At 72.9% G+C, this 24,920-nt stretch carries 24 protein-coding genes; 13 read left to right on the forward strand and 11 right to left on the reverse strand.

Annotation, left to right across the window (positions count from 1 at the left end; all coding sequences use genetic code 11):
• The first annotated feature begins 3 nt into the window (after positions 1–3).
• The 4 genes from LN652_RS16710 (at position 4) to LN652_RS16725 (ending at position 6,752) form a co-directional block, all read left to right on the forward strand.
• Positions 4–3,849, forward strand: coding sequence for a DNA-directed RNA polymerase subunit beta' (locus LN652_RS16710; RefSeq protein ID WP_329958437.1), 3,846 nt, complete (start codon positions 4–6; stop codon positions 3,847–3,849).
• A gap of 110 nt (positions 3,850–3,959) precedes the next feature.
• Positions 3,960–4,526, forward strand: coding sequence for a DUF4232 domain-containing protein (locus LN652_RS16715; RefSeq protein ID WP_230441729.1), 567 nt, complete (start codon positions 3,960–3,962; stop codon positions 4,524–4,526).
• Between the two features lie 70 nt (positions 4,527–4,596).
• Positions 4,597–5,880 carry a geranylgeranyl reductase family protein gene (locus tag LN652_RS16720; RefSeq protein WP_230441730.1) on the forward strand — a complete coding sequence of 428 codons (1,284 nt, stop codon included), beginning with the start codon at positions 4,597–4,599 and terminating at the stop codon, positions 5,878–5,880.
• 44 nt (positions 5,881–5,924) lie between these two features.
• On the forward strand, positions 5,925–6,752 hold the full coding sequence (locus LN652_RS16725) for a lysophospholipid acyltransferase family protein (RefSeq protein WP_230441731.1): 828 nt from the start codon (positions 5,925–5,927) through the stop codon (positions 6,750–6,752).
• Here the strand turns inward: LN652_RS16725 and LN652_RS16730 are convergent.
• Positions 6,685–7,710, reverse strand: coding sequence for an acyltransferase family protein (locus LN652_RS16730; RefSeq protein ID WP_230441732.1), 1,026 nt, complete (start codon positions 7,708–7,710; stop codon positions 6,685–6,687). The genes LN652_RS16725 and LN652_RS16730 overlap by 68 nt on opposite strands.
• A gap of 31 nt (positions 7,711–7,741) precedes the next feature.
• On the opposite strand from LN652_RS16730, the gene LN652_RS16735 reads away from it, so the two are divergent.
• The 3 genes from LN652_RS16735 (at position 7,742) to LN652_RS16745 (ending at position 11,362) form a co-directional block, all read left to right on the forward strand.
• Positions 7,742–8,671: an NUDIX domain-containing protein gene (locus LN652_RS16735; protein ID WP_230441733.1), complete on the forward strand. Its 930-nt coding sequence runs from the start codon at positions 7,742–7,744 to the stop codon at positions 8,669–8,671.
• Entirely contained in the window at positions 8,668–9,966 is a 1,299-nt protein-coding gene (locus LN652_RS16740) for a hydroxyacid-oxoacid transhydrogenase (protein ID WP_230441734.1), read from the forward strand. Before LN652_RS16735 ends, LN652_RS16740 begins: the two co-directional genes overlap by 4 nt.
• A gap of 154 nt (positions 9,967–10,120) precedes the next feature.
• Positions 10,121–11,362 carry a class I SAM-dependent methyltransferase gene (locus LN652_RS16745; protein WP_230441735.1) on the forward strand — a complete coding sequence of 414 codons (1,242 nt, stop codon included), beginning with the start codon at positions 10,121–10,123 and terminating at the stop codon, positions 11,360–11,362.
• Between the two features lie 13 nt (positions 11,363–11,375).
• Here the strand turns inward: LN652_RS16745 and LN652_RS16750 are convergent, their stop codons facing one another.
• Positions 11,376–11,525 (reverse strand): MFS transporter small subunit, encoded by a 150-nt coding sequence (locus LN652_RS16750; protein ID WP_230441736.1) that lies wholly within the window; start codon positions 11,523–11,525, stop codon positions 11,376–11,378.
• Positions 11,522–12,916: an OFA family MFS transporter gene (locus tag LN652_RS16755; protein ID WP_230441737.1), complete on the reverse strand. Its 1,395-nt coding sequence runs from the start codon at positions 12,914–12,916 to the stop codon at positions 11,522–11,524. Before LN652_RS16755 ends, LN652_RS16750 begins: the two co-directional genes overlap by 4 nt.
• 155 nt (positions 12,917–13,071) lie before the next feature.
• On the opposite strand from LN652_RS16755, the gene LN652_RS16760 reads away from it, so the two are divergent.
• Positions 13,072–13,941 (forward strand): hypothetical protein, encoded by an 870-nt coding sequence (locus tag LN652_RS16760; RefSeq protein WP_230441738.1) that lies wholly within the window; start codon positions 13,072–13,074, stop codon positions 13,939–13,941.
• Between the two features lie 8 nt (positions 13,942–13,949).
• On the opposite strand, the gene LN652_RS16765 is transcribed toward LN652_RS16760, so the two are convergent.
• Both LN652_RS16765 and LN652_RS16770 read right to left on the reverse strand, forming a co-directional pair.
• Entirely contained in the window at positions 13,950–14,639 is a 690-nt protein-coding gene (locus tag LN652_RS16765; protein WP_230441739.1) for an aspartate/glutamate racemase family protein, read from the reverse strand.
• A 20-nt stretch (positions 14,640–14,659) separates the two neighbouring features.
• A complete protein-coding gene (locus LN652_RS16770) occupies positions 14,660–15,412 on the reverse strand; it encodes an SDR family NAD(P)-dependent oxidoreductase (protein WP_230441740.1) in 753 nt (250 codons plus the stop codon).
• 42 nt (positions 15,413–15,454) lie between these two features.
• On the opposite strand from LN652_RS16770, the gene LN652_RS16775 reads away from it, so the two are divergent.
• The 4 genes from LN652_RS16775 (at position 15,455) to LN652_RS16790 (ending at position 18,639) form a co-directional block, all read left to right on the forward strand.
• Positions 15,455–16,339: an RNase H family protein gene (locus LN652_RS16775; protein ID WP_230441741.1), complete on the forward strand. Its 885-nt coding sequence runs from the start codon at positions 15,455–15,457 to the stop codon at positions 16,337–16,339.
• 37 nt (positions 16,340–16,376) lie between these two features.
• Positions 16,377–16,748: a hypothetical protein gene (locus tag LN652_RS16780; protein WP_230441742.1), complete on the forward strand. Its 372-nt coding sequence runs from the start codon at positions 16,377–16,379 to the stop codon at positions 16,746–16,748.
• 93 nt (positions 16,749–16,841) lie between these two features.
• Positions 16,842–18,098 carry a D-inositol-3-phosphate glycosyltransferase gene (gene mshA / locus LN652_RS16785; RefSeq protein ID WP_230441743.1) on the forward strand — a complete coding sequence of 419 codons (1,257 nt, stop codon included), beginning with the start codon at positions 16,842–16,844 and terminating at the stop codon, positions 18,096–18,098.
• A gap of 7 nt (positions 18,099–18,105) precedes the next feature.
• The gene (locus LN652_RS16790; RefSeq protein WP_230441744.1) at positions 18,106–18,639 is read left to right on the forward strand and encodes a type III secretion system chaperone family protein; all 534 of its coding nucleotides are present in this window, start codon (positions 18,106–18,108) and stop codon (positions 18,637–18,639) included.
• A 139-nt stretch (positions 18,640–18,778) separates the two neighbouring features.
• Here the strand turns inward: LN652_RS16790 and LN652_RS16795 are convergent, their stop codons facing one another.
• The 4 genes from LN652_RS16795 to LN652_RS16810 form a co-directional block, all read right to left on the reverse strand.
• Positions 18,779–19,708: a DMT family transporter gene (locus LN652_RS16795; RefSeq protein WP_230441745.1), complete on the reverse strand. Its 930-nt coding sequence runs from the start codon at positions 19,706–19,708 to the stop codon at positions 18,779–18,781.
• Between the two features lie 76 nt (positions 19,709–19,784).
• On the reverse strand, positions 19,785–20,663 hold the full coding sequence (locus LN652_RS16800; protein ID WP_230441746.1) for a PQQ-binding-like beta-propeller repeat protein: 879 nt from the start codon (positions 20,661–20,663) through the stop codon (positions 19,785–19,787).
• Between the two features lie 40 nt (positions 20,664–20,703).
• Positions 20,704–21,381: a response regulator transcription factor gene (locus LN652_RS16805; RefSeq protein ID WP_230441747.1), complete on the reverse strand. Its 678-nt coding sequence runs from the start codon at positions 21,379–21,381 to the stop codon at positions 20,704–20,706.
• Positions 21,378–22,601: a sensor histidine kinase gene (locus LN652_RS16810; RefSeq protein ID WP_230441748.1), complete on the reverse strand. Its 1,224-nt coding sequence runs from the start codon at positions 22,599–22,601 to the stop codon at positions 21,378–21,380. Before LN652_RS16810 ends, LN652_RS16805 begins: the two co-directional genes overlap by 4 nt.
• A gap of 120 nt (positions 22,602–22,721) precedes the next feature.
• Between LN652_RS16810 and phoU the strand changes: the two genes are divergently transcribed.
• Positions 22,722–23,372, forward strand: a complete 651-nt coding sequence (gene phoU / locus LN652_RS16815; protein ID WP_230441749.1) for a phosphate signaling complex protein PhoU — start codon at positions 22,722–22,724, stop codon at positions 23,370–23,372.
• Positions 23,373–23,654: 282 nt separating this feature from the next.
• Here phoU and LN652_RS16820 read toward each other — a convergent pair whose 3' ends face one another.
• Together LN652_RS16820 and LN652_RS16825 are read right to left on the reverse strand one after the other, a co-directional pair.
• Positions 23,655–24,398, reverse strand: coding sequence for a phosphoglyceromutase (locus LN652_RS16820; RefSeq protein WP_230441750.1), 744 nt, complete (start codon positions 24,396–24,398; stop codon positions 23,655–23,657).
• A complete protein-coding gene (locus LN652_RS16825) occupies positions 24,395–24,913 on the reverse strand; it encodes a hypothetical protein (RefSeq protein ID WP_230441751.1) in 519 nt (172 codons plus the stop codon). The genes LN652_RS16820 and LN652_RS16825 overlap by 4 nt, the downstream gene beginning before the upstream one ends.
• Positions 24,914–24,920 lie beyond the last annotated feature (7 nt).

The raw sequence follows: 24,920 nt of genomic DNA on the forward strand, positions 1-24,920 counted from the left end.
ACCGTGCTCGACGTGAACTTCTTCGACCAGCTTCAGATCGGCCTGGCCACCGCGGACGACATCCGCACGTGGAGCCACGGCGAGGTCAAGAAGCCGGAGACCATCAACTACCGCACGCTCAAGCCCGAGCGTGACGGCCTCTTCTGCGAGAAGATCTTCGGTCCCACCCGGGACTGGGAGTGCTACTGCGGCAAGTACAAGCGCGTGCGCTTCAAGGGCATCATCTGCGAGCGCTGCGGCGTCGAGGTGACGCGTTCCAAGGTGCGCCGCGAGCGCATGGGCCACATCGAGCTCGCCGCTCCCGTGACCCACATCTGGTACTTCAAGGGCGTCCCCTCGCGCCTGGGCTACCTCCTCGACCTGGCGCCGAAGGACCTCGAGAAGGTCATCTACTTCGCCGCCTACATGATCACCTCGGTCGACGAGGACGCCCGCCACCGCGACATGGAGTCGCTGGAGAACAAGGTCGGCCTGGAGCGCGAGCGCCTCGAGAAGCGTCGCGACACCTCCGTGGAGGACCGCGCCAAGAAGCTCGAGGAGGACCTCGCCACCCTCGAGGCCGAGGGCGCCAAGGCCGACGCCAAGCGCAAGGTGCGCGACGGTGCCGACCGCGAGATGAACCAGCTCCGCGACCGTGCCAACCGCGAGATCGCGCGGCTGGAGGAGGTCTGGGACACGTTCAAGAACCTCAAGGTGCAGGACCTGCTCGGCGACGAGCTCCTCTACCGCGAGATGAAGACGTGGTTCGGCAAGTACTTCGAGGGCCACATGGGCGCCACGGCGATCCAGCGGCGCCTCCAGGACTTCGACATCGAGGCCGAGGTGGAGTCGCTGCGCGACACCATCGCCAACGGCAAGGGCCAGCGCAAGGTCCGCGCGCTCAAGCGCCTCAAGGTCGTCGACGCGTTCCGCAAGACCGGCAACCAGCCGATCGGCATGGTGCTCGACGCCGTCCCGGTGATCCCGCCGGACCTGCGCCCGATGGTCCAGCTCGACGGTGGCCGCTTCGCCACCTCCGACCTGAACGACCTCTACCGCCGCGTCATCAACCGCAACAACCGCCTCAAGCGACTGCTCGACCTCGGCGCGCCCGAGATCATCGTCAACAACGAGAAGCGGATGCTGCAGGAGGCCGTCGACAGCCTCTTCGACAACGGCCGTCGCGGTCGTCCCGTCACCGGCCCGGGCAACCGGCCGCTGAAGTCGCTGTCCGACATGCTCAAGGGCAAGCAGGGTCGCTTCCGCCAGAACCTGCTCGGCAAGCGCGTGGACTACTCGGGCCGTTCGGTCATCGTGTCCGGTCCGCAGCTCAAGCTGCACCAGTGCGGTCTGCCCAAGCAGATGGCGCTCGAGCTGTTCAAGCCGTTCGTGATGAAGCGCCTCGTCGACCTGTCGCACGCGCAGAACATCAAGTCCGCCAAGCGGATGGTCGAGCGTGCGCGCCCGGTCGTGTGGGACGTGCTCGAGGAGGTCATCACCGAGCACCCGGTGCTGCTCAACCGTGCACCCACCCTGCACCGCCTCGGCATCCAGGCCTTCGAGCCGCAGCTGATCGAGGGCAAGGCCATCCAGATCCACCCGCTCGTGTGCGGCGCGTTCAACGCCGACTTCGACGGTGACCAGATGGCCGTGCACCTCCCGCTGTCCGCGGAGGCGCAGGCCGAGGCCCGGATCCTGATGCTGTCGACGAACAACATCCTCAAGCCGTCGGACGGCCGTCCGGTGACCATGCCCTCGCAGGACATGATCATCGGCCTGTTCTGGCTGACCTCCGACCGTGACGGTGAGCCGGGCGAGGGTCGCGTGTTCTCCTCGCCGGCCGAGGCGATCATGGCGTTCGACCGCGGCGAGATCACGCTGCAGAGCAAGATCCGCATCCGCCTCGACGACATCGTGGCGCCGCTCGACCTCGAGCTCGGTGCGGACTGGGAGGAGCGGACCGCGATCCTGCTCGACACCACGCTGGGCCGGGTCTACTTCAACGACACCCTGCCGGCCGACTACCCGTTCGTGAACGAGGAGGTCGGCAAGAAGCGCCTCGGCGCGATCGTCAACGACCTGGCCGAGCGCTACACCAAGGTCCAGGTCGCCGCGTCGCTCGACGCCCTCAAGGACGCCGGCTTCCACTGGGCCACGCGTTCGGGTGTCACGGTCTCGATCGACGACGTCACCACGCCCGACAGCAAGGCCGAGATCCTGGGCCGCTACGAGGCGCAGGCGGAGAAGGTCCAGAAGAACTACGAGCGCGGTGTGATGACCGACGACGAGCGTCGTCAGGAGCTCATCGAGCTGTGGACCCAGGCCGCTGCCGAGGTCGGTCGCGCGATGGAGACCAACTTCGACCGCAAGAACCCGATCTACATGATGGTCGACTCGGGTGCCTCCGGAAACATGAACCAGATCCGGCAGGTCGCGGCCATGCGTGGTCTGGTGGCCAACCCGAAGGGCGAGATCATCCCGCGCCCGATCAAGGCCAACTTCCGTGAGGGCCTGTCGGTGCTCGAGTACTTCATCTCGACCCACGGTGCCCGCAAGGGCCTGGCCGACACCGCGCTCCGCACGGCCGACTCGGGCTACCTGACCCGTCGTCTGGTCGACGTGTCGCAGGACGTCATCATCCGTGAGGACGACTGCGGCACCGAGCGTGGCCTGCCCAAGCGGATCGACGACGAGCACGTGGAGACCTCGGCCTACGCCCGGGCCGCCGCCGTCGAGATCACCCACCCGGAGACGGGCGAGGTGCTCGCCGCCGCCGGTGAGGACCTCGGCGACGTCAAGATCGGCGAGCTCGTGGCCGCCGGCATCGCGGAGGTCAAGGTCCGCTCGGTCCTGACCTGCGACGCCCGCACCGGCACCTGCGCCAAGTGCTACGGCCGTTCGCTGGCCACCGGCCAGCTGGTCGACATCGGTGAGGCGGTCGGCATCATCGCCGCGCAGTCCATCGGTGAGCCCGGCACGCAGCTGACGATGCGTACCTTCCACACCGGTGGTGTGGCCTCCGCGGACGACATCACGCAGGGTCTGCCCCGTGTGGTCGAGCTCTTCGAGGCCCGCTCGCCCAAGGGCCGGACGCCGATCTCGGAGTCCGCCGGTCGCGTGAAGATCGAGGAGACCGACAAGGCCCGCGTCGTCGTGGTCACCCCCGACGACGGTGGCGAGCCGCAGGAGATCCCGGTCTCGAAGCGCTCGCGCCTCAACGTCGAGGAGGGCCAGCACATCGAGGTGGGTCACCACATCACCTCCGGTACGCCGGACCCGCAGGACGTCCTGCGCATCCTCGGTGTCCGCAAGGCCCAGGAGCACCTCGTCGACGAGGTCCAGGAGGTCTACCGGTCCCAGGGCGTGTCGATCCACGACAAGCACATCGAGATCATCGTGCGGCAGATGCTGCGCCGCGTGACGGTCATCGAGTCCGGTGACACCAACCTGCTCCCGTCCGACCTGGTCGACCGGGTGCGGTTCGAGGAGGAGAACCGTCGCGTGGTCTCCGAGGGCGGCAAGCCGGCCTCGGGTCGCCCGGTGCTCATGGGCATCACCAAGGCGTCGCTCGCGACCGAGTCGTGGCTCTCGGCGGCCTCCTTCCAGGAGACCACCCGCGTGCTCACCGACGCCGCGATCAACGGCCGCTCCGACAGCCTGCGTGGCCTGAAGGAGAACGTGATCATCGGAAAGCTCATCCCGGCCGGCACCGGCCTCGAGCGCTACCGCAACATCCGGGTGGAGCCGACCGAGGAGGCGCGTGCCGCGGCCTACTCGGTCACCGGCTACGACGCCTACGACTACGACTTCGGTCCGTCGTCGCAGGCCGTCGCGCTGGACGACTTCGACTTCGGCTCCTACCAGAGCTGAGCGCAGCCACCCTTCTCAACGCCGAGCCCCGGTCCCCCTCGTGGGGGCCGGGGCTCGGCCGTTGTCGGAGGCCCTTGGGTCGCCGCCGGGAGCGACGCAGACTGGAACCCATGGTCCGTTCCGCGTGGCACCGTTCGCTCCTGCTCCTCCTCGGCACCTGCGCCCTCGTCCTGGTCGCCTCGGTCTACGTGCACCCGGGCATGCCTCCCGCGCGGGCGGGCGCGACCGACGCGACGCACCCCGTGTCGTCCCGCACGACGACGCCGGAGTGCCGCGCGTCGCAGCTGGACGCCGACTACCGCGCCCGCGACGCCGCAGCGGGCCACCGCTACGGCGTGGTCCGCCTGCGCAACGTCGGTGACCGCGCCTGCGTGGTGCAGGGCTACGGCGGCCTGTCGTACGTCGGCGGCGGCGACGGCGCCGAGGTCGGGGCTCCCGCCGACCGGGAGCCCGCCACCGCCCACCGCGTCGTCCTGGCGCCCGGCGAGCGGGCCCTGAGCCGGGTGTCGGAGACGGTGGCCGGGAACTACCCCCGCAGCCGCTGCCACCCGGTGCCGGTCGACGGCTTCCGCGTCTACGCCCCCGACGCGACCCGGGCCTTCTTCGTCGAGCACGCCACCACGGGCTGCGCCGCCGACGCGGTGCACCTGCTGTCGCACCGTCCCTTCCACGGCTGAGCCGCGCCCGGCGGGCGCCACCGGCGGCGGCGGTTTCGTCGCCGTTGGGGCGGCAGGGGAGAATTCCATCGTGACGATCCCCACCTCGACCGACGTCCTCGTCGTCGGCGCCGGGCCCGCCGGCTCCGCGGCTGCCGCGTGGGCGGCCCGCGCCGGCCTCGACGTCGTCCTCGCGGACGCCGCGACCTTCCCGCGCGACAAGACGTGCGGCGACGGGCTCACGCCGCGTGCGATCGGCGAGATGCAGAAGCTCGGCCTCGAGCCGTGGCTGCGCGATCACGTCGTCAACCAGGGCCTGCGCGCGCACGGCTTCGGCCAGACGCTGCTCCTGCCGTGGCCCGGCCCCCAGTCCTCGGGCTCCGGGCTGCCCGACTGGGGATCGGCCGTCGCGCGCACGGAGCTCGACGACCACCTGCGCTCGGTCGCGGTCGCGAGCGGGGCGACCGCGGTCGACGGCGCCCGCGCGGTCGGGGTGCGCCGCGACGGCGAACGGGTCGCGGCCGTCGAGTTCCGAGGCTCGCAGGCTCGCACCTCGACCACCGAGGGAGGCGCCGAGGGGGCCTTCGAGGTGGCCTGCCGCTGGCTGGTCGTCGCCGACGGCGTGCGCTCCCCGCTGGGCAAGCTGCTCGGGCGCGAGTGGCACCGCGACACCGTCTACGCGGTCGCGGGGCGCTCGTACGTCGACTCCGACCGCTCCGACGACCCGTGGATCAGCTCGCACCTCGAGCTGCGCGACGAGGAGGGGGCGCTCGTCCCCGGCTACGGCTGGATCTTCCCGCTCGGCGACGGCACGGTGAACCTCGGTGCCGGCACGCTCGCGACCAGCCGGCGGCCCGCCGAGGTCGCCATCAAGCCGCTCATGCAGACCTACGCCGACACGATCGGCAAGGACTTCGGGCTCTCCGGCGAGCTGCGGATGCCGACGTCGGCGCTGCTGCCGATGGGTGGCGCGGTCAGCAACGTCGCCGGCCCGAACTGGGCCCTGATCGGCGACGCGGCCGCGTGCGTGAACCCGCTCAACGGGGAGGGCATCGACTACGGCCTGGAGACCGGCCGGCTGGTCGCCGAGCACCTCGCGTCCGGCACCGGCCTCGGCGAGGCGTGGCGCTCGACGCTGGTCGCGCACTACGGCGAGTCGTTCTCGATCGCCCGCCGGCTCGCCGGCATCGCCACGCAGCCGAAGGTGGTCGCCGCGCTTGGCCCGGCCGGCATGCGGTCGGACTGGCTGATGACGCTCGCGCTGCGGTGGATGGGCAACCTGGTCGACGACGCCGACCGCGACCGTGCCGCGCGTGTGTGGCGCTGGGCGGGCCGGCGCTCGATGGCGCGCGACGCGCGCCCGCCGTTCAGCTGATGCGCACGACCGATCCCGCGCGGGGTCGGCGCCGAACCACTGCCGTGGGTGACCAGGTCTACCGCACGGTCAACGTGCTCGGGAACGCGGCGATCCGCGCCCTCGGGATCGACGTGCACTGGTCGGGGCTCGAGCACCTGCCGACCGACGGGCCGGTGCTGCTGGCGGCGACGCACGCGAGCTTCCTCGACTTCGTCCTCGTCGAGCACGCGGCGCGTGCCCGCGGCCGCCTGGTCCGCTTCATGACCCGCCACGACGTGTGGGACGTGCCGCTCGTGGGCACGGCGATGACCCGGATGCGGCACGTGCCGGTCGACCGGGCGGCGCCGGCGGGCGCCTACCTCGCGGCGCGCGGCCTGCTGCGGGAGGGGGAGGCGGTCGGCGTGTTCCCCGAGGCCGGGCTCAGCCACTCCTACACCGTGCGGCCGCTGATGCGCGGGGTCGCCGCCCTGGCCCGCGACACAGGGGTGCCGGTGCTCCCCGTCGCCCTCTGGGGCGCGCAGCGGATCTGGTCGGTGGGCCTCCCGGACGCGCGCGGCCGCAAGCCCCGTCCGGACCTGACCCGCGGACGCCGCGTCGACGTCGCGATCGGGGAGCCCGTGCAGGTCGGGCCGGGTGCGGACCCCGACGCGGTCACCCACGACCTCGGACGACGGCTGACGACGATGCTCGAGGGACTCCAGCTGCGCCCCGGGCACGCGCCGCGCCCGGGCGAGCACGCTCCGTGGCACCCGGCCCACCTCGGCGGGCACGCGCCGACCCGCGCGGAGGCGGTCGCGCTCGACGACGTGCCGCGCTCGGCGGTCAGGCCGACGTGGGGGCCGGACTGCGACGGGCTCGCCGCGCCTCCAGCCATCCCAGCGGGTTGGTGAACGGCTCCAGCACGCGCCGCACGGGCGGGCTCGCGAGCAGCAGCGCCAGCGCGACCGCCCCGACGATGGTGAGCACCAGCCCGAGGGTCGGGTGGGCGGCGGTGAAGTCGGGCCAGCCCAGCGCCTTGACCGTCTTGATGACGAAGCCGTGGAACAGGTAGACGACCATCGTCGCGGTGCCCATCGTGGTGAACCAGCCGAGGTTGCGCCGCGGCACCAGCGCCATCGCCGCGAAGGCGCCGAGCAGGCCGACCATCATGACGGTGAGGCGGGTCTGGAAGACGATCTCGTTGGAGATCGGGATGTCCTCGTAGCCGGTGTCGTACCAGAGCAGCGCGGTCTCGGCCCACGTGTCGGTGTAGAGCGCCATCACGCCGATGCCGACCAGCATCGGCACCGCGGCGACCTTCACCCACACGTCGTCGAGGTGGGCGAGGTGGCGCGGCTTGAGGTGCAGGCCGAGGACGAAGAACGGCAGCAGCCCGAGGAACCGCGGGATCATCAGCGAGTCGTCGTTCCACAGCCCGCCGAGCAGGCTGACGATCACCGAGAGCGGCAGGAAGAGCCAGTGCCGCTTGAGGATCGGGGTCACCAGCCGCCACATCAGCAGCACGATGAGGTACCACATGGTCCAGTGCGGGACCAGCCAGAGCGGGCCCTGCACGTCCTCGTCGGCGACGCCGCGGCGGAAGTAGAACAGGGCCGGCTCGAAGAGCAGGTAGGGGATCGCGAGGGTGTAGACGAGGCTCTTGAGCCGCCGCCGGTCCCACTCGAACGACTTCGAGAGGTAGCCGCTGACGAAGACGAAGGCGGGGATGTGCCACAGGTAGATGAAGTCGTAGACCCAGTGGCTGCCCTGCGTGGCCTCCACCAGGCCGATCGCGTGCCCGACCACGACCAGGGTGACGAGCACCATCTTGACGTTGTCGAGCCAGGGATCGCGGGACGGGGGAGCCACGGCGCTCACCGTACTTCACTAGGTTGTGGGCATGGGATCCCTGCCGAGGCGCCAACGGGTGGCGGCGTACGCCGTCGTGCTCCGCGAGCGCTCGGGCGTGGTGGAGATCCTGCTCAGCCGGCTGGCACCGCGGATCTCGCGCACGGAGATGTGGACGCTGCCCGGCGGCGGCGTCGACCACGGGGAGGACCCGCGTGACGCGCTGATCCGCGAGATCCACGAGGAGACCGGGCTCGCCGCCACGATCGGCGAGCGAGCCCGCGTCTACAGCGCCCACATGCCCCGAGCGCCCCGCGACGGCCAGCTCGTCGACGCCCACGCGATCCGCATCGTCTACGACGGGTGGGTCGCGCCCGACGCGCCCGCCCCGCGGGTGGTGGAGGTCGACGGGTCCACCGTCGACGCGGCCTGGCAGCCCCTCGACGCCGTGCTCGCCGGCCGGGTCCCCGTCACCGCGTCGGTCGCCGACGCGCTCGAGGACCACCGGCCGTTCCGCCTGCAGCGGGTCGCGGCCTACGCCGTCGTGCACCGCGACGGCCCCGGCGGCGAGCGCTCGGTCCTGCTGACCCGGCTGTCGGCGCGTGCGGCGCACCCGGGCCGCTGGACGCTGCCCGGCGGGGGGATCGACCACGGCGAGCCCCCGGCCCGTGCGCTGGCGCGCGAGGTCGAGGAGGAGTGCGGCCTGGCGTGCGAGGTCGGCGAGCTCCTCGACGTGCACGACACCCACTTCGAGGGCACCGCCCCGTCGGGCCGGATCGAGGACTTCCACGGCATCCACCTGCTCTTCCGCGCCACGGTCGCCGACGGGGACCCGCGGGTCGTGGAGCAGGACGGCACCACCGACGCCGTCGCCTGGGTCGACGTGCGTGCGGTCGCGGCCGGCGAGGTCGACGTCCTCGACGTGGTGCGGCACGGGTTGCGCCTCGACGACCACCGACGCGGGAGCGAGGACCCCTCATGACCGAGACCGTCTTCACCTACGCGGCGCCCGGCCTCAAGCTCGGGCGCGGCGCCAGCCGCGAGGTCGGGTGGGACGTCGCCCAGCTCGTCGACTCCGCCCCGCGCGCCGGCACGCCCGGCGGCGGAGCCCGCCGGGTGCTGCTGGTCACCGACCCCGGCGTGGCCGCGACCGGGCACCCCGAGCGGGTCGCGGAGGCGGTGCGCGGCAGCGGTCTCGAGGTCGTCGTCTTCGACGGCGCGCGCGTCGAGCCCACCGACGCCTCGCTCGAGCAGGCGGTGGCGTTCGCCCGCGGCGCCGGCCCGTTCGACGCCGTCGTGGCGGTGGGCGGCGGGTCGAGCATCGACACCGCGAAGGCGGTCGACCTGATGCTCACCAACGACGGCACGCTGATGGACTACGTCAACGCGCCCGTCGGCGGCGGCCGGGCACCGGAGCGGCCGTTGCTGCCGCTGGTCGCGGTCCCGACGACGACCGGCACGGGCGCGGAGTCGACGACGATCTGCGTGCTCGACGTGCTGGCGCTCAAGGTGAAGACCGGCATCTCGCACCCGCGTCTGCGGCCCACCCTCGCCGTCGTCGACCCGGACCTCACCACGACGCAGCCGGCGATGGTCACCGCCTCGTCCGGCATGGACATCCTGTGCCACGCGCTCGAGAGCTGGACCGCCCGCTGGTTCGCCGACTTCGACGCCAAGCGCCCCGAGCAGCGCGTGCCCTACTGCGGCGCGAACCCGGTCGCGGACATGTGGGCGGAGAAGGCGCTGACCCTCCTCGCCGGCGCCTTCCGCACGGCCGTCCGCGACGGGTCGGACGGCGCGGCCCGCGAGCAGATGGCGCTGGCCGCGACCTTCGCCGGGCTCGGCTTCGGCAACGCTGGGGTGCACGTGCCGCACGCCTGCGCGTACCCGGTCGCGGGCCGGGTGCGCGACTACCGCCCGGAGGGCTACCCGGCCGACGAACCGATCGTGCCGCACGGCATGGCCGTCGTGATGACGGCACCGGCCGCGTTCGCGCTCACCTTCGAGGCGTCCCCCCAGCGACACCTGCACGCCGCGGCGCTGCTCGGTGGCGCGGACGTCGCCGCGGGACCGGACCTGCTGCCCACGGTGCTGCGCGGCCTGATGCGCGACGTCGGCCTGCCGAGCGGCCTCGCCGAGCTCGGCTACGGCGCGGACGACGTCGACGACCTGGTCGGCGGTGCCCTGCAGCAGCAGCGGCTGCTCGCCACCGCGCCGGTCCCCGTGACCGCCGACCACCTGGGCGGCGTGTTCCGGGCGTCCCTCGAGCACTGGTGAGCGCCGGGCGGGCTCCCCTGACGAATCGGGGCCTCGCGCCCCGCTCACTAGGATGGATGCATGAACCCCCGCCACCGCCGCCTCGTCATCCCGGTGGCCCTGGGGGCGCTGATCCTCGTCGTCGTCCTCGCCGCGATCCTGTGAGCGCCCGCCCGTGAGCACGACGTCCCCGCAGGAGGTCGACCGGGTCCGCGCGGCGGTCCTCGACGCCGACCACCTGGTCCGCGCGCTGGCGACCGGCCGCCGCAAGGGCCAGCCGGTCCCGGTGGTCGACGGCCGCGAGGTCCGTCGGGTCGAGCTCCGGGTCGTCGACCTCAAGGCCGGACGCCACCTGCAGGTGACGGCGTACGACGCCACCCAGGCGCACACCTCCAACCACGCCGTCGGCGAGCAGGCCGCGGCCGCCGTGGACGCCCTGCTCGCGCAGCCGTTCGCCAACTGGCACGTCGACACCGCCACGGAGACCCTCCAGCTGCGGGTGACCCGGAAGGGTGCCCCGCTGCTGCACGTGTCAGCGCGCGAGGAGGCCGTCGAGGTCTCGCGCGGCCACGACCGGGCGAAGGACCGGCTGCTGCGCGAGGACGACCCGGTGCTGGTGGCGCTCGGCATCAGCGACGCGCAGGGGAGGGTGAAGCCCAGCCGGCAGGCGAAGTACCGCCAGGTGGAGGAGTTCGTCCGGCTGCTCGACGCGAGCCTGACCGAGGCGATCGCGCAGGGGCACGTCCGCACCCCGACCGCGGACGACCCGCTGCGGGTCGTCGACCTCGGCTGCGGCAACGCCTACCTCACCTTCGCCGCGCACCGCTTCCTCACCGCCCCGCCCGAGGAGGGCGGCCGCGGGCTCGCGGTGCGGATGACCGGCGTCGACGTCAAGCAGCAGTCGGCCGACCACAACGGGAGCGTCGCGGCCGGCCTGGGGATCGACGCCGACTTCGTCGTGGGGTCGATCGCCGACGCCGAGCTCGACCGTGCCCCCGACGTCGTCCTCGCCCTCCACGCCTGCGACACCGCCACCGACGACGCCCTGGCCCGGGGGATCGGCTGGGACGCCGCGCTGGTGCTGGCCGCCCCGTGCTGCCACCACGACATCGCCGCGCAGCTGCGCGCGACGCCCGCCCCGGAGCCGTACGCCGTGCTCACCCGCCACGGCATCCTGCGCGAGCGCTTCGCCGACACCCTCACCGACGCGCTGCGCGCCACCCTGCTGCGGCGCGAGGGCTACCGCGTCGACGTCGTCGAGTTCGTCGAGAGCGCCCACACGCCGCGCAACACGCTGCTGCGCGCCGTGCGCACGGGCGGTCGCAGCGACGACGCAGCGGGCGAGTACGCCGCGCTGGTCGCCGCGTGGGGCGTCCGGCCCCGGCTCGGCGAGCTGCTCCGCCGGTCCCCGGCCTAGCCCGTCCTCTGCCCTATCCGGTGAAGAGCGCGGACGCCTTCACGAGCGTCTGCCACAGGCCGTAGGCCAGCGGGAGCCCGACGACCAGCCAGGCCAGCGCCACCAGCGCGGGGCTGGTGGGGGCGTCGTCGCCGGTGCGGGTGGTGGAGTCCTGGGTGCTCATCGGGAGACCTCCTGTCGCGAGGAGATGCGCTCCTCGTTGGCGGTGTGCGCGTCGTGGTCGAAGTGGGTCTCCGCCACCGGCCGGACCAGCAGGTTGGCCACGAAGCCCACCGCCAGCACGGCGACCATGGTCAGCAGGGCCGGGCGGTAGTCGGCGGCGACCAGGTTGCCCGGCTCGCCGACCGAGTCGAGGATCCCGTTGACGATGAGCGGGCCGGCGACGCCGGCGGCCGCCCACGCGGTCAGCAGCCGGCCGTGGATGGCGCCCACCTCGAGCGTGCCGAAGAGGTCCTTGAGGTAGGCCGGGATCGTCGCGAACCCGCCGCCGTAGTAGGAGATGATCACGACCGCGAGCGCCACGAAGACCACGGTGGAGACGCTGCCGAAGAGGGCGAGCAGCAGGTAGAGCACCAGCCCGACGCCGAGGTAGATGACGTAGGTGTTCTTGCGCCCGATGTGGTCCGACAGGCTCGACCACACGAAGCGGCCCAGCATGTTGGCGAGCGACAGCACGCCGACGAAGCCGCCCGCCGCGGCGGCGGTCACCGTGCTGGTGCCGTCCTCGCGGAAGAAGTCCTGGATCATCGGGGCGGCCTGCTCGAGGATCCCGATGCCGGCGGTGACGTTGCAGAACAGCACCACCCACAGCAGCCAGAACTGCGGCGTGCGGATCGCGGCGGACGCCCGCACGAGCGCGCCGTTGGTGCCGGGGGAGTGCTCGGCCGTCTCGTCGCTGCCGTGGCCGGGCGGCACGCGGACCAGCGCGGCGCCGACCAGCATCATCGCGGTGTAGACGACGCCGAGGGTCAGGAAGGTCTGCGCCAGGGCGGACCCGGAGGCGACCGCACCAGGCTCGGTGGCGACGAACCCGGGGTCGTAGGCGGCCATCAACCGGTTCGAGAGCGGCGAGGCGATCAGCGCGCCGCCGCCGAAGCCCATGATCGCCATGCCGGTCGCGAGGCCGGGACGGTCGGGGAACCACTTGATCAGCGTGGACACCGGCGAGATGTAGCCGATGCCGAGGCCGATGCCGCCGATCACGCCGTAGCCGAGGTAGAGCAGCCACAGCTGGCCCGACGCGATGCCGGCCGAGCCGACGAGGAACCCGGTTCCCCAGCACACCGCGGAGGCGAGCATCGCCTTGCGCGGGCCGGAGCGCTCCACCCAGGTCCCGAGCACCGCGGCCGAGAGGCCGAGCATCACGATGGCGAGCGAGAACACCCACCCGATCGCGGTCAGGCTGGTGTCGAACGTCGCGACCAACGAGGTCTTGAAGACCGAGAACGCGTAGACCTGTCCGATGGACAGGTGCACCGCCAGCGCCGCTGGTGGGATCAGCCACCGGCTGTAGCCGGGTCGCGCCACGATGGCCTGCTTGTCGAGCACGGACATGCTTCCCCCTTGGTTTCCGAGAGTCGTCCCGAGCGAACCCCTGCACGCTACGGACAGGTGGTTGAGCCGTCACACACCTCCACGGGTGGCCCCGACGAGCGGTCGTCCTCGCGCGACGAGCGGTCGCTCGCGGCCCGCGGGGCTACCGTGGGGGCGTGGTGAGGGGCGTACGGGCAGTGGTCGGCGTGGCCGTCGTGCTGCCCTTCCTGGTGGGTGCCGCGTCGGGCGTCGACGCACCCGGGCGCCCGGTCCTGCGGTTCCAGGACCCCGACGTCGTGGAGTCGAGCGGTCTCGCGCTGGTCGACGGGCTCCTGGTCACCACCAACGACTCGGGTGACTCCGGGCGGGTCTTCGCGGTCGACCCGGCGACGGGGGAGACGGTCGGCACGACCTCGTGGACGCCCGACCCCGAGGACGTCGAGGCGCTCGCGCCGGCGGGACCGGGGCACGTGTGGGTCGCCGACACCGGCGACAACCAGCGCCGCCGCGGCTCGGTGGAGGTGCTCCGGGTCCCGGTCGGACGGGGGGACGTCGTCGCGAGCCCCGAGCGCTTCGAGCTGGTCTGGCCCGACGGGGCCAGGGACGCCGAGGCGCTGCTCGCGCACCCGGTGACCGGACAGCTGTTCGTCGTCACCAAGGGCGTCTTCGCCGGTGCCGTCCACGCCGCACCGCTGCCGCTGCTCTCCGACCGGCCCAACCGCCTGGTCGAGGTCGCCGAGGCGCCCGGCCTCGTCACCGACGCGGCCTTCCTGCCCGGCGGCGGCGCGCTCGTCCTGCGGACCTACACCAACGCCCACGTCGTGGCCCACCCCTCGTGGGAGTCCCTCGGGTGGTGGGAGCTGCCGCCCCAGGACCAGGGCGAGGGCCTCACGGTGGCCGGCGGCGAGCTGTGGCTCAGCACGGAGGGAGCCCGGTCGCAGGTCCTCGCCGTCGACCTGCCGCCCGCCGCGGCCGCGGCCGACCTCGCGGGCCCCGCGTGGTCGGCGTGGCGCTGGCTCGCAACCGCCCGCGGGCTGCCGCTCTAGCGCGTGCCTCAGGCCAGCGCGCGGTCGAGCGCGGCCTGCACGTGCAGCGTGGTGCAGGGGAAGACCGGCAGCTCGACGTCGGCCTGCTTGACCAGCAGCTCGAGCTCGGTGCAGCCGAGCAGCACGCCGCCGGCGCCGGCGTCCCAGAGCTCCTCGATGATCGACACCACCCGGCTGCGGGTGCGGGGCAGCACGACGCCGTGGACGAGCTCCTCGTAGATCGCGTCGTTGAGGACGTCGTGGTGGCGCTCGTCGGGCACGACGACCGAGAGGCCGTGGGCGGCCAGCCGGTCGACGAAGAACGACTCCGACATCGCGACCTTCGTGCCGATCAGCCCGACCGTCTCGATGCCCGCGGCCCGGACCGCCTCCGCGACCACGTCGCCGAGGTGCAGCACCGGGATGTCGACGGCCTCCTCGACCTGGTCGGCGACCTTGTGGAACGTCGTGGTGCACAGCAGCAGGAAGTCCGCGCCGGCCCGCTCGACGGCGCGCGCGGCGTCGGCGAGCAGCACGCCGACCTGGTCCCAGCGCTCGTCGTCCTCGAGGTGGGTCACCTCCGCGAAGTCGACGGTCGTGAGCGCCAGCCTCGGCGACGACAGGCCGCCGAGCCGCTCGCGCATACCGAGGTTGAGGTCGCGGTAGTAGACCGCGCTGCTCTCCCAGCTCATCCCGCCGACGAGTCCGATGGTCTTCACGCGCGGCAGTCTTCCACGTCCTACGACCGGTGCACCTTGTGTGCCGCTGCTTGGGCACGGGGCTTGATCACCAGCTCGTCGATGTCGACGTGGGACGGCCGGGTGGCCACCCACGCGATGGCGTCGGCGACGTCCTCGGCGAGCAGCGGGTGGTCGACGCCGGCGTAGACCGCGTCGGCCTTCGCCTGGTCGCCGCCGAAGCGCACGAGCGAGAACTCCTCGGTGCGCACCATGCCGGGCGCCACCTCGCTGATCCGGATCGGCTCGCCGTTGAGCTCGAGGCGCAGGGTCTCGGAGAGCACCTTCACGGCGTGCTTGGCGGCGGTGTAGCCGCCGCCGCCCTCGTAGGCCCAGCGGCCCGCGGTGGAGCCGACGTTGACGATGACGCCGTCGCCGCTGTCGCGCAGCGCGGGCAGCAGCGCCCGGGTCACCCGGACCAGCCCGAGGACGTTGATGTCGTACATCCAGCGCCAGCCGTCGAGGTCGGCCTCGTCCACGCGGTCGGTGCCGACCGCGCCGCCGGCGTTGTTGACCAGCACGTGGCAGGTGGGCACCTGCGCGGCGAGGGCGGCCACCGACGCGTCGTCGGTGACGTCGCAGGTGACGGCGCGGCCACCGATCTCGGCGGCGAGCGCCTCGATCCGGTCGGTGCGCCGGGCGGCGCACACGACGTGGAAGCCCTGGGCGGCCAGCGCACGGGCGGTCGCGGCGCCGATGCCGCTGGAGGCTCCGGTCACGACGGCGGTGCGGGGAGTGGTGTGGTCCTGGGTCATGCCGCCATCCTGCCAAGATCACCGTCTTGGGAGGATGGGCGGGTGATCATCGCGGCAGCAGACGGTTCGGCACTCGGCAACCCCGGCCCCGCCGGGTGGGCGTGGTACGTGGACGACGGTTGCTGGGCCTCCGGCGGCTGGCCGCACGGCACCAACAACATGGGCGAGCTGATGGCGGTGCTCGACCTGCTCCAGCAGACCGCCCACGTCGACGAGGACCTGCACGTCTTCTGCGACAGCAAGTACGTCATCGACTCGGTGACCAAGTGGATGCCGGGCTGGAAGCGCAAGGGATGGAAGAAGAGCGACGGCAAGCCGGTGCTCAACGTCGAGCTGATGAAGGCGCTCGACGCCGCGCTCGACGGCCGGCGCGACCGGGTGCGGTTCGAGTGGGTGAAGGGGCACGCCGGGCACGACCTCAACGAGGCCGCGGACCGGCGCGCCAACGCCGCCGCGTCGGCCTACCAGCGCGGGGTGGCGCCCGACCCCGGACCCGGGTTCTCCGGCGCGACGACCGCGCACCCCGACGCCGCGGTCGGCCAGGTCGAGGCCGAGCCCGACCTGTTCTCCGGCCTGGTCGACGAGCCGGCCCCCAGCGACGAGGAGCACGTGGTCGCCCTCGAGCGCTCCCTGCTCGGCGACGAGGTGCGCTCGGACCGCGCCGCCGTGGCCGCGCTGCTCCACCCCGACTGGCAGGAGGTCGGCCGGTCGGGACGGCTGTGGACGCGCGAGGCCGTGCTGGACGAGATCGGGCCGATCGAGCCGGTGCGGGTCGAGGTGCTGTCGACGTCGCGGCTCGCCGACGACGTGATCCTGCTGCTGTGGCGCACCTCCACCGCCGAGCGCTCGACGCTGCGCAGCACGCTGTGGGTCCGCACCGGGGGTCAGTGGCAGGCGCGGTTCCACCAGGGCACCGACGAGTCCTGAGCCCGGCCCGCCGCGGACCGCGTGGCATCATCGCGGGATGCCCCTCGTGAAGCTCGCCGCGCCGCTGGCCGTCGCCGGCGGCCTGCTGTGGATCGTCCGCGCCCTGCTCGGTGGCGGTGACGGCCCGCTCGCCGGCACGCTCTTCGTGCTCGGCCTGGCCTGCCTGCTCGCCGCGGCGGCGCTGTTCGGCAGCAGCCTGGTCCGCAGCGACGCCCTCGGGATGCGGGTCGTGGTGGCCGTCGCCTCCGCGCTGCTCGCCCTCTCGCTCGTCGAGGCGTTCCGGCCGCCGGGCGCGCGCTGGTACGACGCGTTCTGGGGCGCCGTGGCCCTCGTGGCCGGCGGTGTCGCGCTGCTGCGCCGTCGGGGCGGGCCCGCGGCCGCCCCGCGCTCGGGCGCGCACGCCCGTTGAGCCACGGCCCGGGGAATCCCCGGGCGTGGTCCGTGGTTGTGCCGGAGGTGCCCGCGTGCGGGCGCCGTCGGACGCAGCGAAGGAGGAGACAGCGTGGGTGACCGCGTGGCGATGATCAGCCTGCACACCTCGCCCCTCGACCAGCCGGGGACGGGCGACGCCGGAGGGATGAACGTCTACGTCATCGAGCTGTCCCGGCGCCTCGCCGCGCAGGGCATCGCCGTGGACGTCTTCACCCGAGCCACCTCGTCGTCGCTCCCCCAGGTGGTGGAGGCGGCCGACGGCGTGCTGGTGCGGCACGTCGCCGCGGGACCCTTCGAGGGCCTCACCAAGGGCGAGCTCCCCGGTCAGCTGTGCACCTTCGCCCGCGAGGTGCTGCGCACCGAGGCCATGCAGCCGCTCGGCCACTACACCGCGGTCCACTCCCACTACTGGCTCTCCGGCCAGGTCGGCGCCCTCGCGCGCGACCGCTGGAACATCCCGCTCGTGCACTCGATGCACACCATGGCGAAGGTGAAGAACGCCTCGCTCGCCGCCGGCGACACCCCCGAGCCCGCGTCCCGGGTGATCGGCGAGGAGCAGGTGGTCGAGGCGGCCGACCTGCTGGTCGCCAACACCGACACCGAGGCCCGCCAGCTCGTCGACCTCTACGACGCGAGCCCGGACGCCGTCGAGGTGATCAGCCCGGGCGTCGACCTCGGCGTCTTCGTCCCGCGCGAGCAGGACGACGCCCGCCGCCACCTCGGCCTGCCGCTCGACGCCGTCGTGCTGATGTTCGCCGGCCGGATCCAGCCGCTCAAGGCGCCCGACGTGCTGCTGCGCGCGGTCCACGTGCTGCTCGAGCAGGACCCGTCGCTGCGCCACCGGCTGGTCGTCCCCGTCGTGGGCGGCCCGTCCGGCTCCGGGCTCGAGCACCCGACCGCGCTCGCCGACCTGGCCGCCGAGCTGGGCATCGCCGACGTGGTGCGGTTCGTGCCGCCCGTGAGCCAGGCCGAGCTCGCGGTCTGGTCGGCCGCCGCCACCGCGGTCGCCGTGCCGTCCTACAACGAGTCGTTCGGCCTGGTCGCCGTCGAGGCGCAGGCGACCGGCACGCCGGTCGTCGCCGCGGCCGTGGGCGGCCTCACCACCGTGGTGCGCGACGGCGTGAGCGGCCTGCTCGTCGACACCCACGAGCCGCGCGACTGGGCGGCCGCGCTGCGGCGCCTGATCGACGACCCGGCGCTGGTGGAGCGGCTCGGCCGCGGCGCCGTCGCCCACGCCCGCGACTTCTCGTGGGAGCGCACCGCCGAGCGCACCCTCGAGGCCTACGCCCGGGCCGCCGGCCGGATGCGCTCCGCGCTTGCCTCATGATGGCCGCATGACCGACACCCCCGCCGCCACGCCCTCGGACGAGACCGTGGCCGCGGTGCGCCGGCTGCGCGCGTACCTCGCCGACAACGAGATCGAGCACGAGGAGATCGGCGGCGGCTCGTTCTCGCTGACCCTGCCCGGGGAGAAGAAGCTCCAGACGCCCGTGCGGCTCGACGTCGGCCCGCACGCGCTCGGTGTGCACGCCTTCGTGTGCCGCAACCCCGACGAGAACCACCAGCGGGTCTACCGCTGGCTGCTCGAGCGGAACCTGCGGATGTACGCCGTCGCGTTCGCCGTGGACCGGACCGGCGACATCTACCTCGAGGCGCGCCTGCCGCTGGCGTCGGTCACCGAGGACGAGCTCGACCGGATCCTCGGGTCGGTGCTCGCCAACGCGGACTCGTCGTTCAACGCGATCCTCGAGCTCGGCTTCGCCTCCTCCATCCGCAAGGAGTGGGAGTGGCGGATCTCGCGCGGGGAGTCCACCCGCAACCTCGAGGCCTTCCGCGGCTGGCTGGAGTCGGGCTCCGACCCGCAGTGACGGTCCGCCCCACCGACTATCGGTGGTTGAGGTGCGAGCGCAGCGAGCCTCGAAACCACACGTCAGGGAGTCGCCCGGGGAGTCGCAGGTTTCGAGGCTCGTCGCTGGCGCTCCTCGCACCTCAACCAGCGAGGGGTGCTCAACCAGCGAGGCGCGCGGCCCGGGGCTTGCGCCGCGTCATCAGCACCCCGACGATCGCGAGCGCGCCGCCGACGAACGTGAGCGAGGGCGGCACCTCGTCGATCGTCACCCACGCGATGAAGGTCGCGATCAGCGGCACGAGGAACGTCGTCAGCGACAGCGCGCCCGCGTCGGTGTGGGTGAGGGCGTAGGCCCAGGTGGTGAAGGCGACCGCGGTCGGGAAGACGCCGAGGTAGAGGATCCACCACAGCTCGGCGCCGCCGTCGGCGACGATGCCCGGCAGGTCGCCGGAGAACGGCAGGCAGGTGACCGCGCCGATGACGAACGACACCAGCACGACCTGGACCGACGGGAGCCGGCGCAGCAGCACCTTCTGGGTCAGCACGCCGACGGCGTACATCGCGGCGGCGACGAGGACCAGCACGACGCCGAGCAGGCTGGCGTCGGCGTCGGTGGACGAGCCGCGCGCGATCACGGCGACGCCCGCGAAGCCGACGACCATGCCCGCGAGGAGCCAGGCGTGGAGGCGCTCCCCGAACAGGGGGACCGCCAGCAGGGCGACGATCACCGGCCCGATCTGGATGATCATCGCGGCCGTCCCGGCGTCGACGTGGCGCTCGCCGGCGTTGAGGGCGAGGTTGTAGACGCCGAACCAGCCGAGGCCGCCCAGCGCCAGCAGCGTCCACTCCCGCCCCGTGGGGCGCACCCAGCCACGCCGCAGCACGAGCGGCAGCACGACGAGCGCCGCGACCAGGAGCCGGCCGGAGCCGAGCGCGCCCGGGCTGACGTCGTGGGCGACGTGGCGGATCACCACGAACGCCGACGCCCACATCACGAGCGTCACGGCACCGGCCGCGACGGGGAGCCACGGTGCGGGTGCCGCCTGCCCGGTCGGCGCGGCGGGGGTGGTCTGGCTGGCGGTGGTCACGGGTCAAGGCTAGGTACGGTCATGACCGATCGCCAGCGGATTCCGGACGGGGAACGGTGACATCCCGCCGCTCTCGTCACTCCTCCATCACCATGGGAGCGGGCTCGGACCGGACCGTGACCTGCCAGCCGTCCGCGCTCGCCGCGAGCTGCGGCTCCCAGGGGTCCGGGGCCGCGACCCGTTCGAGCCGCTCACCGGTGACCGCGTCGAGCACCACGACCTTCCCGGGGCCGTCGACCCCGGCCGACTCCCACGTGGTCAGCACGACCTGGTCGTCGAGCGCACGGACGCGGAGGATCACCGTGCCCTCGAGGGTCGGGGCGAGGGCACGCCATCGCACCCTCCCGGTGGACGTGTCGAGCCCGTAGACGGACCCGTCCGCGCTCGTGACGACCAACGTCGTCCCCACCGTGGTCAGCGTGGGTTGGCGCACCACCGGCAGCACGGCGTCCCACCCGCGCACGGCAGGTCCGACGTGCTGCGTGACGGTGGCGGGACCCCCTCCGCCCCCGTCGACCACGTACAGGCGATCGTCCACGGCTTGCGCGAGGATCGCCGCGTTGGAGCCCACGATCATGCGGCGGTAGCCGTCCACGGTCCCGCCCTCCACCACGGGCTCGCCGATCACCGAGTTGTCCACCTCGTTCCGGGTGAACACGAAGCCGCTCGCGATCCCCACCGCGTAGCCGTCGCCCTCGCGGACCACGGCGCCGTCGGCGAGGTCAAGGGCCGTCCAGCCGCACGAGTGCCGGACCAGGACGTACCCGCCCCCGATCGACGGCGGGTCCTCCGTCGCCGCGGTGCGCACGGTCCACGCCCCGCCCGGGCCGACCGCCCTCACCACGGCGGAGCCGGACGGTCGGCAGTCGTCGTCGAGGTACCCCTCGCCCGCGGCGCATCCGGTCAGGGCAGTCAGGCACGCCAGGGCGGCGACCGCAGCGGATGTCCTCGTCACGCCGGTCGGACGTCGGAGGAGCCCAGGAGGTTGCGTGCGCTCAGAGGTCGAGCTTGTAGCCCAGCCCGCGGACCGTGACGAGGTACTTCGGCTCGCCCGGGTCCGGCTCGAGCTTGGCCCGCAGCCGCTTGACGTGGACGTCGAGGGTCTTGGTGTCGCCGACGTAGTCCGATCCCCAGACCCGGTCGATCAGCTGGCCGCGGGTCAGCACCCGGCCCGGGTTGCGCAGGAACATCTCCAGCAGCTCGAACTCCTTGAGCGGCAGCCGCTGCTCGGTGCCGTCGACGGTGACGACGTGGCGCTCGACGTCCATCCGCACGGGGCCGGCCTCGAGCGTGTCGGGCATCAGCTCCGGCTCCTGGCCACGTCGCAGCACCGCACGGATCCGGGCGACCAGCTCGCGGGGGGAGTAGGGCTTGGTGACGTAGTCGTCGGCGCCGAGCTCGAGGCCGACGACCTTGTCCACCTCGTCGTCCTTGGCGCTCACCATGATCACCGGGACCGACGAGGTCTGCCGGATCTGGCGGCACACCTCCGTGCCGGGCACGCCGGGGAGCATGAGGTCGAGCAGCACGATGTCGGGGCCGAAGCGGTCGAACTCCGAGAGCGCGGTGGTGCCGTCCGCGGCGATCGCCACCTCGTAGCCCTCCTTGCGGAGCATGTAGGCGAGCGCGTCGCTGTAGCTCTCTTCGTCCTCGACGACGAGTACCCGGGTCACCTGCGTACCTCCTGCTGTGTGCTGCGGTCTGGGGGGCCGGGGGCGTCGGCGTCGGACGGCACGACGACCTCGACGGGGGTGGTCGGCTGACCCGGCGTGGGCTGGGAGTTGCGGGGGAGGGTGAGCGTGAAGGTCGACCCCTGCCCCTGCACCGACCACACCGAGATGTCGCCGCCGTGCGTGGCCGCGACGTGCTTGACGATCGCGAGGCCCAGGCCCGTGCCGCCGGTGGAGCGGTGCCGCGCCGGGTCGACGCGGTAGAAGCGCTCGAAGATCCGGTCGATGTCCTCGGGCGGGATGCCGATGCCTTGGTCGACGACGGACACCTGCACCTGCTCGCCCTGCGACCGGGTGGTCACGACGACGCGCGACCCGGAGCCGGAGTAGGCCACCGCGTTGGCGACCAGGTTGCTGACCGCCGCGCCGATGAGGTCCTGGGAGCCGAAGACCTCCAGCCCGTGCTCGCCGCGCGACTCGACGGTGATCTGCTTGGCGGCGGCCTCCATCGCGCTGGTGTCGACGGCCGTGGCGACCGCCGCGTCGAGGTCGACCATGACCGGCTTCTCGAGCGGGTCGTGGGCCTGCAGGCGGGACAGCTCGATGATCTGCTGCACCAGGTTGGTCAGCCGGTCGCTCTCGGTGAGCATCCGGTTGGCGAAGCGCTGCACCGCCTCGGGGTCGTCGGAGGCGTCGGTGACGGCCTCGGCGAGCAGGCGGATCGCACCGACCGGGGTCTTGAGCTCGTGGCTGACGTTGGCGACGAAGTCGCGGCGCACCTCCTCCACGCGCTTCTCGCGGGTGCGGTCCTCGACCAGGGCGAGCACCAGTCGCGCACCGAGCGGTGCCACGCGGGCGGTGAGGGTGCGGGCGGTGCCGCCGTCGGTGGCCGGCAGGTCCAGCTCGCTCTCGCGGATCTGCCCGTCGCGCCGCACCTGGGCGACCAGCTCGATCAGCTCGGGCACGACGAGGGTGCTGCCCCGCACCAGGCCGAACGCGTAGGCCGGCGCGGACGCCTTGAGGACGTGGTCGGACTCGTCGACCACCACCGCGCTGGAGCGCAGGATGCTGAGGACCGCCGCGACGCCGGCCTGCACGACCGGCTCCTCCACCTGGGGGAGGGTGTGCCGCTGCCGGTCACTGATGTGCCAGGCGAGCACCGCGCCGCCTGCCATGACGGCCCCGACGATCGCGGCCAGACCGGCTTGCATGGTCGGGTCCACGGCCACCATCGTACGCATCGCGCCGGGTGCTCCCGCCCCGATGGACGCCCGGTGCCGAGTGTTCACGCGCCGTTCATCGGGTACGCCCGGCTGTTCGCCTGCGGTGCCTACAGTGCGCCCATGCGTGAGGCTTTCCATGACCAGCTCGACGGCATCTTCTCCGACCTCTCCGACATCTGCGGACAGGTCGAGATCGCCGTGCGCGAGGCCACCAAGGCGCTGATGACCGGCGACGTGCACACCGCCGACCAGGTGATCAGCGGCGACAAGGCGATCGACGACGCCCGCGAGCGGGTCGACGACACGTCGTTCCAGCTGCTGTCGCTTCAGCAGCCGGTCGCCGGCGACCTGCGGATGATCGTGTCGGCGCTGCGGATGGTCAGCGAGCTCGAGCGGATGGGCGACCTGTCGGTGCACGTCGCGAAGATCGCGCGGCTCCGGGTGCCGGCGGTCGCCGTGCCCGAGGAGCTGCGCCCGACCATGGAGCGGATGGCCGAGACCGCCGAGGACATGGTGCGCCGGGTGCGCAGCATCATCGTCGACCGCGACGTCGAGGCCGCGATCGAGCTCGGCCGCGACGACGAGGTGATGGACCAGCTGCGCCGCCGGAGCTTCACCGAGCTGCTCTCCACCGACTGGAAGCACGGCGTCGAGGCCGCGGTCGACATCGCCCTCCTGGGCCGCTACTACGAGCGGATCGCCGACCACGCCGTCTCGGTCGCCAACCGCGTGGTCTTCGTGGTCACCGGCGAGGTCCCGCAGCGCGACTGACGTGCGCCACCGCTGCTCGGCGGTGCGGCAGCCACGTTTCCGAGCGCAGGAATGTGGCTGGGACACCGCTGCGGCGCGTGTCGTACGTCGACGCGCCGGTGGGCGGTGCGTGACGCGGATTCCGGGGTGCTGGAATCCCCCTCACCCACCGCTGGTGGGTGTGCCGGCCGCTGCCTCGCTGACCGGGTTTCGTCGCGCCCGTCGCGGCTTCGTTCCTCAGCCGCGGGGCTTGCTCAACCTCGCTGAGCCCACGCCGCCGGCTCGTTCCTCGCCGGCGGCTGCTCAGCGACCCTGGTTGGCGACGGCCGCGGCAGCGGCGGCGGCGGCCTCGGGGTCGAGGTACTCGCCGCCGGCGACGGTGGGACGCAGGTCCTCGTCGAGGCGGTAGACCAGCGGCATGCCGGTCGGGATGTTGAGGCCGGCGATGTCCTCGTCGCTGATCTGGTCGAGGTGCTTGACCAGCGCGCGCAGGCTGTTGCCGTGGGCGGCCACCAGGACCGTGCGGCCCTCGCGCAGGTCGGGGACGATCTCGGCTTCCCAGTAGGGCAGGAACCGCGCGATGACGTCCTTGAGGCACTCGGTGCGCGGCATGTCCTCGCCGAGGTCGGCGTAGCGCGGGTCGCCGGCCTGCGAGAACTCGTCGGCGTCGTCGAGCGGCGGCGGCGGGACGTCGAACGAGCGGCGCCAGAGCATGAACTGCTCCTCGCCGTACTGCTCGAGCGTCTGCTTCTTGTCCTTGCCCTGCAGCGCGCCGTAGTGGCGCTCGTTGAGCCGCCAGGACCGCTTGACCGGGATCCAGTGGCGGTCGGCGGCGTCGAGGGCCAGCGCGGCGGTGTTGATCGCGCGCCGCTGCAGCGAGGTGTGCACGACGTCGGGGAGCACCCCCGACTCGCGCAGCAGCCGGCCCCCGTGGACCGCCTCGCCGCGCCCCTTCTCGGTCAGCGCGACGTCCACCCAGCCGGTGAACAGGTTCTTGGCGTTCCACTCGCTCTCGCCGTGGCGGAGCAGGACCAGCGTGTGGGTCATGACGCGTCGGCCTCCGTGTCCGCGTCGGTGGTGGTGGTGGAGCCAGAGGCGTCCATGCCGGCCCAGTAGCCGACGTCGTCGGGCACGACCGGGACCTCGATCATCACGCGGTCGCCGTTGCCGAAGTCGATCGCCAGCGGGACGAAGTCGCCCGAGGTGAAGTCGCCCTCGAGGACGATGTTCGCGGCCGGCTCGGCGAGGTTGACCAGCCCGCCCGGCGCGATGGCCACCGGGTCGAAGGTCGCGGCGGTGATCGTCGCGTCCTGGCCGCCCGAGACGCCAGTGAAGGTCTGCTCGGTGTCGGCGTCGTTGTTGGACAGCGAGGCGACGAACGTGCCGGAGCCCTCCTCGGCCGAGACCACGACGGCGGAGAGCACGTCGACGGTGCCCACACGGCTGTTGGCGCCGCTGCCGGGGGTGTAGTCACGCTCGGTGGCGTAGTCGAAGCCGCACGAGGAGAGCGACGCGGTCAGCGCGATGACCGCTGCGCCGGTCGCGAGGTGTCGAAGCTGCATGGCGCAC

Origin of the sequence: Nocardioides okcheonensis, assembly GCF_020991065.1 — a bacterium.
GTDB classification, from domain to species: Bacteria; Actinomycetota; Actinomycetes; order Propionibacteriales; family Nocardioidaceae; genus Nocardioides; species Nocardioides okcheonensis.

Excerpts from the sequence above, each read along its gene's own strand:
- LN652_RS16715 (WP_230441729.1), top strand. The coding sequence starts at position 3,960 with ATGGTCCGTTCCGCGTGGCACCGTTCGCTCCTGCTCCTCCTCGGCACC.
- LN652_RS16740 (WP_230441734.1), top strand. The coding sequence starts at position 8,668 with ATGACCGAGACCGTCTTCACCTACGCGGCGCCCGGCCTCAAGCTCGGG.
- LN652_RS16790 (WP_230441744.1), top strand. The coding sequence starts at position 18,106 with ATGACCGACACCCCCGCCGCCACGCCCTCGGACGAGACCGTGGCCGCG.
- LN652_RS16735 (WP_230441733.1), top strand. The coding sequence starts at position 7,742 with ATGGGATCCCTGCCGAGGCGCCAACGGGTGGCGGCGTACGCCGTCGTG.
- phoU (WP_230441749.1), top strand. The coding sequence starts at position 22,722 with ATGCGTGAGGCTTTCCATGACCAGCTCGACGGCATCTTCTCCGACCTC.
- LN652_RS16820 (WP_230441750.1), bottom strand. The coding sequence starts at position 24,398 with ATGACCCACACGCTGGTCCTGCTCCGCCACGGCGAGAGCGAGTGGAAC.
- LN652_RS16825 (WP_230441751.1), bottom strand. The coding sequence starts at position 24,913 with ATGCAGCTTCGACACCTCGCGACCGGCGCAGCGGTCATCGCGCTGACC.
- LN652_RS16770 (WP_230441740.1), bottom strand. The coding sequence starts at position 15,412 with ATGACCCAGGACCACACCACTCCCCGCACCGCCGTCGTGACCGGAGCC.
- LN652_RS16780 (WP_230441742.1), top strand. The coding sequence starts at position 16,377 with ATGCCCCTCGTGAAGCTCGCCGCGCCGCTGGCCGTCGCCGGCGGCCTG.
- LN652_RS16755 (WP_230441737.1), bottom strand. The coding sequence starts at position 12,916 with ATGTCCGTGCTCGACAAGCAGGCCATCGTGGCGCGACCCGGCTACAGC.
- LN652_RS16750 (WP_230441736.1), bottom strand. The coding sequence starts at position 11,525 with ATGAGCACCCAGGACTCCACCACCCGCACCGGCGACGACGCCCCCACC.